Here is a 13,405-nt window from a genome sequence, read left to right on the forward strand (position 1 = left end):
AACGATTGAGTGATTGAGCGAATTAAGCCGCTCGTAAAATTCACTCAATCATTCATTCACTCAACCACTCAATAAAAAGACTATGAAACTCAAGCCACTATATGCCCTGATACTTCCGGCGGTACTGTTGTCTTCCTGCTCGAAAGACTTCATTGACCGGCCTTCGCTGTCGGGTACCACAACCGGAAACTATTACAACAATGCGGACGAAGTACGGGCCGCAACCAGTACACTTTACAGCGGCTTGCCCTGGCGCAACTACGAAAGCCGCGCCCAGGATGCCATCGGCGACGTTATGGGCGGGAATATGTTTACCTACACCGACGTCGAATACCTGAACTTCTCCGTCTCGTCGGCTTCCGATCGGGTTGGCGCGGCCTGGGGTGCGTTTTACAAGATCATTGGCTATGCCAACGTCATGATCAAAACGTTTGAAGAGAAGAAAGCTGCTGGTGGTGGGGCCGCTTACCTGGACCCGGCTATCGCCGAATGTCATTTCATTCGGGGTACCATCTATTTCTACATTGCCCGTACTTGGGGTGCTGCCCCGATCATCACCGATCCAGGTGCAACGGCGTTGTCCGGCAACTTTAATATTCCCCGTTACCTGCAAAAAGATGTGCTTCGGTTTGCACTCGATGAATTGAAACTGGCCGAAACAGGCTTACCCGAGTCAGATGTACCGGGCCGCTTGACGAAGTACTCGGCGAAGGGCATGATGTCCAAGCTGTACCTGTATAACAAGGATTACGCCAATGCGAAGGCGAAGGCCGAAGAGGTCATCAATTCGGGCAAATATGCGCTGGTTGACGATTACATGGGCATGTTCACGAAAATGAGCCTGAATAACAACGCCGAAACCTTATTCTCGATTCAGCACCAGTTGGCGGGTGATCCCTGGGGAACGGGCAATATCAAAAACCCGGATCGTGGCGCTGGTGCGTTGCGTACCGCCGAAGCCGATGCCTGGGAAATGTATGTTCCTTCGCTCGATTTATTGAAAGAATACGAGTTTGGCGATCTACGCCGGAAGTGGTCAGTAATGGAACAGGGCTGGACGAATCCGAACTGGAAACCCCAACGCGCCAATGCTCCCAAGTACAACGCCTTCATGGCCAATGGATTTAAGTACGATACGTTGCAACCCACCGAAGATGGCGGCAGCCTGAACGCTACCCGTTCCAATATCGTCAAGTACTTTGCGGGACCAGGGAAAAGTTTTGGTGGCGAAGCGGTGCTAGGCCAGAATTCGGGCAACAACGTCGTACTTCTTCGCTATGCCGACATCCTACTGATTTACGCGGAGGCTACCCTGGCGGGTGCCGCGTCGACCAGCGATGCGAAAGCGCTTGACGCCCTGAATAAAGTCCGGAGCCGGGCGGGTTTGTCGCCCCGAACATCATTTACACAAGACAATATCCTCCACGAACGTCGGGTGGAGTTTGCCTTCGAGGGCGACTACTGGTACGATATTCAGCGGCAGGGATTTGCCAAAGCGAAGTCGATCATTGAGAAGCAAAACCGTGGAACGGTGACGGGAGCAACCTATCTCACCAATTTCACGGAAGACAAGATGTTTCTGCCGATTCCGGCTGGCGAGATCGTTCAAGACCCCGAATTGGGCAAAGATCCAGTTCCTTACTACAACTAAACTATTGGCAGGGTCTGGTTTTGGTATACTGTTTTCGGTTTAAAGTGGGCTGATGCCAGCAAGGCAGATGCCCAGTTGACCGCACCAACGGACCGCATAGCGGAACCGAGAACAGTAAACCAAATACCGTAAACTACAAACCATATTCCAATGAAATTCAACCAATTAGCAACCTTATCATTCCTGGCAGCAGTAACTGCTTTCACGATAAGCTCCTGCACAAAAGATACCGACGGAAGTCCGCAAATTGCCCCCGGAAATCCCGTCGCCACCAAGCTCATGCCCGACTCCGCAGCGGGCGGATCGCTGGTTACGTTAACGGGTACGGGCCTGGGCGATATTCGCAGTATTGTTTTTGAAAAAGGGAATGTACCTGCCGGGTTTCAATCCACGCTCAATACCGAAGGGGCCATTCTTTTTCGGGTACCTTCGGAGGTGCTGGGCGGCACGCAGAACATTATTTTCACCAACAGCGCGGGTAATACCCTAAAGGTTCCATTCAAGGCGCTGGCTTATCCGACGGTGACCTCCGTCTCGAATTATAATTTCACGAAAGGCACCGTCATTACCCTCACTGGTAACAACTTCGACGATGTTACGGCGGTTACGCTGACCGATTCGATAAAAGGCGTGTCGGACCCGGTAACGATTGTTTCTAAAGCAAAAACGCAACTAGTTGTCCAGATGCCCGCGTCGACACTGAACCGCGCTCCCCTGCGCATTACTAACGGCACCGGGCGAATCACGTCTCCGCAGGAGTTTGTGAATGTCGATAAAGCTTACCAAATCTTTACGGATGCCTATGGCACTGGTTTCCAGGATGGCTCCTGGGGCGATGCAGCTGCCGTATCGACCAAAGAGTTTGCATCGGGAACAGCCTCCATTGGCAAAAACTTTCAGAAAGGCAACTGGCATTTGATCGCGTTTGCGAACTGGTCAGGATCAGCCATTCCATACTCTGCGGATTACACCTATGTAACGGGCTGGATCAAAGGCGCTTCGGCCGATTACTCGCTTTACTTAACGACCGACGCAGGCAAGGCTGGCTTTGGAGATTTTGTTGAGACAAATAAGATCAATGTAAAAGCAGGCGTCTGGAATTACTTCAAGATCAAGCTGTCGGCGATAGATTTCTGGATAGCTGGCAAAACCCTAACGCAGGTCGGTTTCCGGATTCAGGGGCCGGATAAACAGGATGAGACCTTCTATTTCGATGACCTCATGCTGGTAAAATAGCGTATTAAGCATTGATTTTGAATCAAACTCACAAGTCCAAGCTCCCAAAACCTCCTGAATGTCAGCCAGGTAAAGCCCTAAAGTTTACCCTGTTTTTCTCCCCTCTCCCGTTTTGGGAGAGGGGTCGGGGGTGAGGGAAAGCGACCAATTCGGGAAGTTTATTTACCGGAACATTTTATCCGTATGCTCTCATTTTTACCGCAGAAACCTGGCCTTTCTCTTCTAGCCATATTCCTGGCAATTAGTATTTCCAGTTGTAAAGCTGCCGAATCTGTTGTCGTACCCGACACGATACAGCAGCCAACAACGCCCACACTACCAACCAAACCAGCAAGCCAACTTGCTAATGCCCAGGCCACCTCATCAACAAAAAACCTATTTGCTTATTTAACGGACCAATATGGGCGTAAAGTAATTTCAGGTCAGCAGGATGACGTGGAATACGTTCTGGATAAAACTGGTAAAGAGCCCGCCATTGGCGCGTTCGATTTAATCGACTACTCACCCAGCCGTGTTCAATTTGGCGGATCGCCAACCCGTACCAGCGAAGCCATGATCAACTGGGCGAAAAAAGGCGAAGGCCGGGGCATCATTAGTTTGTGCTGGCACTGGAACGCCCCCACCGATTTAATTAATCAGGCACCCGACAAACTCTGGTGGAGCGGCTTTTATACCCGCGCCACTACCTTTGATCTGGCAGCTACACTCGCCGATAAAAACGGGGAGCGCTATAAACTGTTGCTACGCGACATTGATACTATTGCGGTGCAACTCCGGAAATTTCAGGATGCCGATGTACCCGTATTGTGGCGTCCTCTACATGAAGCGCCCGGTGGCTGGTTCTGGTGGGGGGCTAAAGGGGCAGGTCCGTTTAAAGAACTCTGGCAAATTCTATACAACCGCCTAACCAACGAGCATCAACTGCACAACCTGATCTGGGTATATACCGGAACCGATACCGTGAATCCAGACTGGTATCCTGGCGATCAATACGTTGACATTGTAGGACTGGATATTTACGCAGACTCAGCTGCCGACTTAAGCACCAACTGGACCAGCACACAAGTCCGATTTAATGGCAAAAAGCTGGTAACCCTATCAGAAACCGGTAATCTGCCAAGTCCGGATAAAATTCGTGGCGTTGGCACGTGGTGGTCGTGGTTTTCCGTTTGGAACGGTGCCGACTGGATTAAAAAACAGCCAATTGAGCAACTCAAAGCCGTTTACGCCGATCCCGACGTTATTACCCGCGACGAACTTCCCAACTGGCGTCAGCCCTGAGCGGAACGTTCCGTATCTTGCTCACCATTTTCCTGATCTTAGCTGGGATTGACATAGGATGAAGAACCTCAAGTTGATTATGCAGTTGCAAAAACGGCTCGTCGAAAACCCAAACGGCCTTGCTAATTCAAGCCTACACAAAGCAGTGATTTTTAGTCTTTTGCTAATAATCTTGGCGATTACTGGCGTTAATGGGCAAGCCGTATCAGAATCGATTCGCCTTAATCAACTTGGCTTTTACCCCAATGCACCCAAAATCGCCATCGTTCTGGGCGATGTATCCGGCCCCTTTCAGATAACCTCAGCAGACGGCAAGAAAGTCCTTTTCTCTGGAGCACTCAGCCAGCCACGCCAGAACGCCATTTCCGGTAAAACTGCCCGAACGGCTGACTTTTCATCATTCCGTTCAACCGGTACCTTCGTAGTGGTTGTACCCGGTCTGGGCCACTCCTATCCATTTTCGATTCGCCCGAACATACACCGGAATCTGGCTATTGGTGCTCTAAAAGGATTCTATTATCAGCGAGCATCCATTGATTTGCCCGAAACCTACGCCGGACAGTGGCACCGACCAGCCGGTCATTCAGACACACGCGTACTCATTCATCCATCGGCGGCTTCGGCTACTCGTCCGGAGGGTACAACGATCTCATCGCCAATAGGTTGGTACGATGCGGGGGATTATAACAAGTATATCGTCAACTCAGGCATTACGATGGGTACGTTACTGTCGCTGTACGAAGATTTCCCTGATTTCTGCCGTACAGTTGATACAAACATACCAGAGAGTAAAAATAACCTCCCCGATTTACTGGACGAGTCTTTATGGAACCTTCGCTGGATGTTGACTATGCAGGACCCAGCCGATGGCGGTGTTTATCATAAGCTCACCAACGCCCGCTTCGATGGGATGATTATGCCCAATCAGGCCGATAAAGACCGCTATGTCGTTCAGAAAAGCATTACAGCTGCTCTTGATTTTGCGGCTGTGATGGCGCAGGCAAGCCGTGTGCTCCGACGATATAATAAGGAATTGCCAGGTCTGGCAGATTCGTGTGTGACGGCAGCAACCCGCGCCTGGCAATGGGCCAAGCAGAACCCCAACGCCCGCTACGACCAGACTGCCATGAACAAGCAATTTGAGCCGGACGTAGTAACGGGCGGCTACGAAGACCGTGACGCTACTGACGAATGGATTTGGGCCGCTGCCGAACTCTATCTGACCACAAAAGAGGATGCTTACTATACGGCCGTCAGTCTGTTTCCCGACGAGAAGACGCCACTGCCTTCGTGGCCGCAGGTGCGTACACTGGCGTATTACTCCCTGGCCCGCTTTGCAAACGATCTAACGCCAATCGCTCAAAAAGACATCCCTCAACTTAAAAAGCGACTGATCCAATTTGCCGACCAGCTTCGGCAGGATGTAGATAAGCAGGCTTATCAAACCGTCATGGGGAAATCGGCCAGCGACTACATCTGGGGAAGCAGCGCCGTAGCATCCAATCAGGGAATTGCGCTGATTCAGGCGTATCGCTTAACGAATGACCGAGCGTATCTGGATGCTGCATTAACCAATCTAGATTACTTATTAGGTCGTAACGCTACGGGCTATTCGTTCGTAACCGGCTTTGGCAGTAAATCAACAATGCACCCGCATCACCGTCCATCCGTAGCCGATGGCATAGAAGCCCCAGTTCCGGGCTTGTTATCGGGTGGTACTAATGCAAATGCTGCCCGACAGGATAAATGTGCGGGCTACACCACTACAGTTGCCGATGAGGTTTATCTCGACGATGCCTGCTCCTACGCATCTAATGAAATTGCCATCAACTGGAACGCCCCACTGGTGTATCTGGCCACCGCCCTGGAAGCTCTACAAAGGAAAGCCAATTACAGCGCGCTTCAGAAATGAGTTACATACGATAACTCCAAAGCTTCTTCTACTATTTTCATTGGCTGACAGTTCGTGAATAAATAGTTCACAGATCTCCCTATCACATAGCCTTCATTTTTAGAAACTGTAGACTCACTCATTAAAAAGTGAGTCAGGACAAATTAATTCATAGCTACTTTCCAGATTAGCGGCTCTTCGGCTATGGACTATAGCCGTCTAATGGGCTACGGTTGGCTCTGTTGCTCTATTCTAGCCACGAGAACGCGTTTGGAGTGACTTTGCCAACCCTACTCTGCAATACTCTTTAGCGCCTATTTTTTCCCTCTTACCACTCCCCCCACATTGTATAATTCAATTTTTAAAGAAAATAATTAAAAAACGACTAAGGGTATTTCAGTCCGTTAACGTCTCTATCCCAGAATGTGCTTCTACAATAAGGCATTAACGGGAAGTATAGTAACAATTGGCGTACGCATTTGCAGAGTAATGAACCACTAGCTTCATTCACCAATACCAATGGGACAAATCCGACAATTAATTCAGAGCAAAGAGCGAGGTCAGCCACATGTTGGGATATTGGAAGAAGCAGAGGATACACCTTCAATAAAAGGAAACCTGGACACAGAGTTGTTTTTGCGGAAAACCTTTGAGCAAAATGTCGACGCTGGTATTAGCCTTTTATTTCGGCATTACTATGCTATGCTATGTAGCCATGCTGTCCGCTATGTTTCCTCCAAGGCCATTGCCGAAGATATTGTATCGGATATATTCTACGAGTTTCAGGTTGACCAACGACACCAGACAATCACGTCTTCGTATAGAGCGTATTTGTTTACGATGGTCCGAAACCGGGCTTTCGATCATGTTCGGGCCGAAATGCGCCATACCACCTCGCTCGATAAAGCCGATTTAATTCCAGCCCATATCACCCAAAGTCCTGATTCAATTACACAGTATGAAGAGTTATATCATGATGTAGAAAATGCAATCAATACCATGCCCCTAAAGCGCCGTCAGATTTATGTTATGCACCGCTTTGAAGGAAAGAAGTACCAGGAAATAGCCGATGAGCTTCACCTTTCGTTACGCACGATTGAAGCCCATGTGTATCAGGCTATGCGCCAGATTCGAAGTACGCTAAAAGATAAATGGCTGATGATAATTTGTATCACTGGTCAGTTTTGGTACTAAACTATTATTTTTTAGCCCGATGACTACGTGTTTTTAATACCTGAAACAGTCATACTGGTACCAACGCTACTCACACACTGTTCTAACGCTTCTCTCATGAAAAATCAGGTATCGAAAGAAACACTCTTCAACTACTTCGCTGGTGGGGCAACCGCCTTGCAGAAGCAGTTGATTGATGAGTGGGCGAAAGACGACAGCAACCGGGAGTTCTTTTTTGAGTGTTTAGCCATATGGGAAAGTCAGAATCCACAATTCATAGCAGATAGCAATGAAGCGCTAAAGCGGCATCAGCAACGTATCATTAACCAGCCCACAAACGAATCTCCAGGCAACTTAGGTGAACCCATAACGCACTGGTTGAAGCCATTCTGGTTTCGTAGCCTGATTGCAGCTTCGGTAGGTGTTCTGCTTTTACTAGGTGGTCTATTTTTCAAAGACAACCTACGGTTTAAAACCTACAGCACTACGTTTGGTGAAACGCGTTCGGTTACCCTTTCTGACGGAAGTCAGATTACGCTGAATGCGAACTCATCGTTACGGGTACCTCGCTTCGGATTCGGCGAGGAAACCCGGGAGGTTGTTTTATTAGGCGAGGCCGATTTCTCCATAAAACACTTACCCAACCACCAACGGTTTGTTGTTCAGACCAATAAGAATTTTGAAGTAGTGGTTTTGGGCACAGAGTTTCTGGTAAATACCCGCGAGAAAGGAACAAAAGTCGTACTGAATAAAGGTAAAGTTCGGCTTCGGTATCAGGAAGGCAAGGCGAATAAAGAGCTAACGATGAAGCCAGGTAATCTGGTCACGTTTGACAAAGAGGGACATGTCAGTGTAAAACAAACACCTAAACCACAAGATTTTATATCCTGGAAAGAACACCGATTTGTATTTGACGGAACAACGCTGGCAGAGATCAGCGGTCTTTTTGCTGAGAATTACGGGATCACACTTCAGATACCCGATAAAGCCCTGACCCAATGGACCATTTCAGGAGCTTTCACCGCCTACAATGCAAAAGAACTTATCGAAACATTGGCTAGCGCATCAAATCTGACTTACAGACAACAGGGTGACACCATCGTGATTACCCAGCCCCATTAACCCAAAACCTATCTAATATGAAAAAAAGTATATTCTTCCTACTCCTCATCGGAGTAGGGCTGGGCGGAGTACGTCCTGGTTTTTCACAAACACTGGCCCGGGCGCAACAGGTTCAGCAACGGGAACCAGCCCTGAAAGCGTCGTCGAAAAGGCTAAAAGACGTACTGAAACAATTGCAGGAGCACTATGCCATCGATATCCTGTTTTTTGATCGCAACGTAGATGGACTAACGGTGGCGGCCGATGCCGTTAATTTCAATACCAATATTGAAACGAACCTTACGACCATCCTTAAACCGTTGGGACTTCGCTATAAGAAAGTAAAAAACGGCGGCTATGTGGTTGTGGGGAAAGAACCTGCCGAAAAAACAGAAGTCAATATTAAGCCGATCCCGGTGGTGTTTCCCCCGCATTCCGACAAAACGGAAAATGAAACCGATACCCGCCAGTCCGCATCCGACTCTGGAACCGAAGTAGAGGTTTACAAAGAAAAAGCGGCCGACATTACAGTTCAGGGTACAGTAAAGGATGATAAGGGCGAGGGATTGCCCGGTGTGAGTATCGTACTCAAAGGGGCACAAAAAGGAACAAATACCGACGCCGATGGACGATATAAACTGGATGTGCCCAATGCGTCCTCTACGCTGATTTTCAGCTTTGTTGGCTACCAGCCTCAGGAAGTTGTGGTTGGCAATCGGGCTACCATCGACATTGTTCTGAAAACCGATAACAAGACGCTCGACGAGATTGTCGTAATCGGATACGGCTCGATCGAGAAGAAAGATCTGACCGGGTCGGTTTCTTCGGTTGGGAGTAAATCCATCCAGGAGCTGGCTGTTCCCAGGGTGGATCAGGCGCTGATGGGCAAAGTTGCCGGGGTACAAGTAAAGCCCGTTTCGGGAGAGCCGGGTGCGGCACCACAAATCAGAATACGGGGTGTGGGTAGCATCTCGGCCGGAGGTGGTCCTTTATATGTGGTTGATGGATTCCCCATTTCCAGCATACAGACCCTGAATCCTAACGACGTAGAAACCATTGACGTCCTGAAAGATGCTTCGGCCACCGCCATTTATGGATCTCGCGGATCGAATGGGGTTGTAATTATCAATACCAAACGGGGAAAGAGCGGCAAAGCCGTTATCAACCTCAACTATCAGCTTGGCTTCCAGAGTATAGCGAAACGACCCGTTTATCAGACAGGACTGGAAGAAGCCCAGCACTATCTGGATGGCGTTCGTAACCGGAATATCGATGAAGGCAATGACGTGTCAGGAAACCCCACCACCTGGAAAGCGCCGGTTCCGCAAACGATTGTCGATGTTCTTTCGGGAAAAATAACAACCAATGAAGACCCACTGGATGCCATACTACGCACAGCTCCTCAACATCAGTATCAGCTGAGTGCCACGGGTGGTACTGAGAATGTTCGATACGCCTTAAGCGGTGAGTTCCTCAATCAGGATGGGATTATTCTCAACAGCAATTTCAAACGCTACTCCTTCCGGGCTAATATCGACGCACGGCTTACGCCCAAACTTACCCTAAAAGTGAATTTCAACCCATCCTATACCGATAAAACGAACGTTGGTGGAGCTGGGGCCGAAGACCTAACAACCTATAGCGATATCACGAACAATCCCTTATACAATGCCATCGTAATCCCAACCTATCAATCGTTATATAACCCAGATGGAAGTTATTATCCATTTGGCAACGGCCTGGATGCGGTCGTAACCAGCAAAAATCCACTCGCACTGGCCCAGGAGGTGAAGGGTAAACAAAAAGGCTTTGGCTTTTTAGGCAACACTTTCCTCGAGTACTCCATCCTGAATAATCTGAAGGTAAATGTGATGTTGGGGATTAACCTGATGAACATTAAAGGCAGTTACTTCAAACCCCAACTGCCCGCCTTTTTAAATGAACTGGCTACGGGTTCCGATAACGCATCCATGCGGTTGAACTGGATTACAGAAACAACGGTGAATTATACCAAAAGCCTGGGTAAACACAACTTCACGGGCTTACTGGGCTACACTACCCAACGCGAAACGTTTGAATCCAACACGCTCACTAGCAACAGATACCCCAATAACCTGGTGCCGACCCTAAGTGCGGTGAGTGGCCTGTTAACGGGTGGCTCCTCCAACGTAGCCGAATGGTCGCTGGTCTCTTATTTAGGTCGTATCAACTACAACTACAACAGCAAATATTACGCAACGGCCTCAATTCGGACGGATGGTTCATCTCGTTTCGGATCAGACAATAAATATGGTTTATTCCCCTCGTTAGCCTTAGCCTGGCGCGTTTCGGACGAAAACTTCATGAAGGATATCCGTGTCCTGAACGAGTTGAAACTGAGAGCCAGTTACGGGAAAACGGGGAACAACAACATTGGCAACTACGACCAGTTGGCAACGATCAACTACGAAAAATACGTATTGGGCAATACCGGAATCGGGGGCTATTCGGCTGGCCGATTGGGAAATCCAGCCTTGACCTGGGAAAAACAGGAGCAGATCAATGCCGGTATCGACGTGAGCTTTTTAAACAATCGGGTTGCGTTGACCATCGATCACTTCCGCTCCAGAAACACCGATCTGCTGTTAAACGTGAATGTCCCGGACATCACGGGATTCAATACAGCCCTGAAAAATATCGGCGAAGTCAAAAATACAGGCTGGGAATTTGCCCTAAACACCGTCAATATCGAAGGGAAATTTCGCTGGCAGACAAGCCTCAATTTCTCCATGTACCGCAATCAGGTGACCAAGCTGGGCCCATCTGGCGACCCGATCATTTCGGGCGGCAACATCACGATGATTGGTCAACCCGTTGGTATGTTCTACGGCTGGCTGACAAACGGCATTTTTGCCACGAAAGCTGACTTGGACAAAGGTCCCCTGTGGAATCCCGGCGGACGCGATGCTTCGCGCGTGGGTGATGTTCGTTTTGTGGACGTTAGCGGCCCCAATGGCGTACCGGATGGGATCATTAACAGCTTCGACAGAACCATAATGGGATCGCCCTATCCTGATTTCTACTATGGCATGACCAATAATTTTTCGTATAAAAGCTTTACATTAAGTATCAGTCTGCAAGGCGTTCAGGGCAATAGCGTGCTGGCTTTGTCCAGAGAGCAATCAGCCAACAATAGAGCCCGGTTCCGTCAGTACGCCATCATGAATAACTACTGGAAATCGGAATCCGATCCGGGAAATGGATACGCCGTACGGCCTAATGATGTGCCGACCGGCAATTTCAGAGGTACCTATAGCCAACGGTGGCTGGATGATGGTTCTTATCTGCGGATCAATAACATCGCCTTTGGGTATGCCATGCCCGAACACATTGCTAAAAAGCTCACTTTCAGCGCCATTCGCCTGTCGTTCACGGCTAACAATCCATTTCTATTTACGAAATACATTGGCTTTAATCCGGATGTCAGCCTGAGTTCCAGCCCGCTCACCCCCGGCAACGAGCGCTACGATTACCCCACTGCGAAGGCGCTAATTTTTGGCATTAATCTGGGTTTCTAACCCGTTAAAAAGTTCATAGCATGAAAAAGATCCTAACCTTACTCGCTGTATGCTCGCTGCTATTAACCGCCTGTAATAAGCAGTTTATTGAAATCCTTCCTGTTGATACGGTAACGCTTGATGGGCTGTATAAAACCGATAAAGATTATCAGGACGCCGTCATTGGCATCTATGGTATTTACCAGGATCAGTACCAGAATATGTATTATTTCGGCGATATCCGCGGAGATGATGTTTGGGATGAACTGGTAAAGGGCACACCGGGGGCCGTTGATAATTTTACCCTTTCAAATGATGATGGTTTACTAATCACGACCTGGCGAAATTATTACAAAGCCATCACCAGGGCCAATACCTTATTGGAACGGATCGCATCGGCCGATGTAGCCGTGGTAAAGAACAAAGATCGCCACACGGCCGAGGCTAAATTCCTTCGTGCCCTGGCCTACTTTGATCTGGTCAGAATTTTCGGGGATGTGCCGATGGTTACTACAACCTTGTCTATTGATGAATCCTACAAAACGCCCCGCGAAAAAGTCGACAAAATTTATGATGAAGTTATCATCAAAGATTTGCTCGATGCGGAGTCCAAACTACCTGCGAGTTACTCCGGAACCGATGTGGGCCGGGCCACCAAAGGCGCTGCGAAAGCACTGCTGGGCAAAGTATACCTGACCCGCAAGGATTTTGTGAAGGCCGAAGCCAAATTACAGGAAGTAACCACCATGGGCTATGCCCTATTACCTAACTGGGCCGATTTGTGGGATTACTCCAAAAACGAGCACCACAGCGAATACATTTTCGACATCGAATACGAACAGGGATTGGGCGGAGAAGGCAGCATTTATACAAACCGCTTTACACCCAAAGTGACGTCGATGATTGCGTTTTACGGTATTGCAGGCTCCGTCGATGATCAGAATACCCCCCACCAGGTGCTGTTCGATTTGTTTGAGGCTAAGGATAAACGGAAAGACATTACCGCTTCGCGAGGCTACACGGATGCAACTGGTAAGTTTATTCCGATTCTTATCTCATCGAACAACATGTCGGCCTATACGCGCAAATACATTGCGCGGATCACCACTGCCAACGACAGCCCTGCCAACTGGAAGGTGATTCGGTATGCCGATGTATTGCTCATGTATGCCGAAGCCCTGAATGAAAATGGGAAAGCATCGGCCGCGTTACCCTACCTGAATCAAGTCCGCACCCGGGCCGGGATTGACGCGCTTGGAACGCTGTCGCAGGCAGATTTACGTGATCAAATCGTTCTGGAACGCCGTAGAGAGCTGGCTTTTGAAGGCCACCGCTGGTTTGATTTAGTACGTACCGGACAGGCATTTACGGTGATGCAGAAATACGGCATGCGATCTTACAACACCTTGTTCCCCATACCGCTTGCCCAGATTCAATTAATTAACAATCCGGCTATATTTCCTCAAAATCCCGGGTATAATTAAGCCATTTCCCGATTTCAAGTATGCAGACTAATTCCATGTTTAACCTCAAATA

Annotated in this window: 8 protein-coding genes; all 8 read left to right on the forward strand. The window is 48.7% G+C overall.

Going from position 1 to position 13,405, the window contains the following annotated elements:
• Window positions 1-82 precede the first annotated feature (82 nt).
• The 8 genes from EXU85_RS34370 to EXU85_RS34405 all read left to right on the forward strand — a co-directional run bounded on the left by EXU85_RS34370 (window position 83) and on the right by EXU85_RS34405 (window position 13,353).
• Window positions 83-1,651 (forward strand): RagB/SusD family nutrient uptake outer membrane protein, encoded by a 1,569-nt coding sequence (locus tag EXU85_RS34370; protein ID WP_142776408.1) that lies wholly within the window; start codon window positions 83-85, stop codon window positions 1,649-1,651.
• A 150-nt stretch (window positions 1,652-1,801) separates the two neighbouring features.
• Complete coding sequence (locus tag EXU85_RS34375; protein WP_142776409.1) at window positions 1,802-2,887, forward strand: IPT/TIG domain-containing protein; 1,086 nt, start codon at window positions 1,802-1,804, stop codon at window positions 2,885-2,887.
• 183 nt (window positions 2,888-3,070) lie between these two features.
• The gene (locus EXU85_RS34380) at window positions 3,071-4,168 is read left to right on the forward strand and encodes a glycosyl hydrolase (protein WP_142776410.1); all 1,098 of its coding nucleotides are present in this window, start codon (window positions 3,071-3,073) and stop codon (window positions 4,166-4,168) included.
• A 79-nt stretch (window positions 4,169-4,247) separates the two neighbouring features.
• Window positions 4,248-6,080 (forward strand): glycoside hydrolase family 9 protein, encoded by a 1,833-nt coding sequence (locus EXU85_RS34385; protein WP_142776411.1) that lies wholly within the window; start codon window positions 4,248-4,250, stop codon window positions 6,078-6,080.
• Between the two features lie 498 nt (window positions 6,081-6,578).
• Window positions 6,579-7,253, forward strand: a complete 675-nt coding sequence (locus EXU85_RS34390) for an RNA polymerase sigma-70 factor (RefSeq protein WP_246859366.1) — start codon at window positions 6,579-6,581, stop codon at window positions 7,251-7,253.
• A 96-nt stretch (window positions 7,254-7,349) separates the two neighbouring features.
• Entirely contained in the window at window positions 7,350-8,354 is a 1,005-nt protein-coding gene (locus tag EXU85_RS34395) for a FecR family protein (protein WP_142776412.1), read from the forward strand.
• A gap of 17 nt (window positions 8,355-8,371) precedes the next feature.
• Entirely contained in the window at window positions 8,372-11,890 is a 3,519-nt protein-coding gene (locus tag EXU85_RS34400; protein WP_142776413.1) for a TonB-dependent receptor, read from the forward strand.
• Window positions 11,891-11,910: 20 nt separating this feature from the next.
• Window positions 11,911-13,353, forward strand: coding sequence for a RagB/SusD family nutrient uptake outer membrane protein (locus EXU85_RS34405; RefSeq protein WP_142776414.1), 1,443 nt, complete (start codon window positions 11,911-11,913; stop codon window positions 13,351-13,353).
• Window positions 13,354-13,405 lie beyond the last annotated feature (52 nt).

The sequence above is a fragment of the Spirosoma sp. KCTC 42546 genome (assembly GCF_006965485.1).
Lineage (GTDB): Bacteria > Bacteroidota > Bacteroidia > Cytophagales > Spirosomataceae > Spirosoma.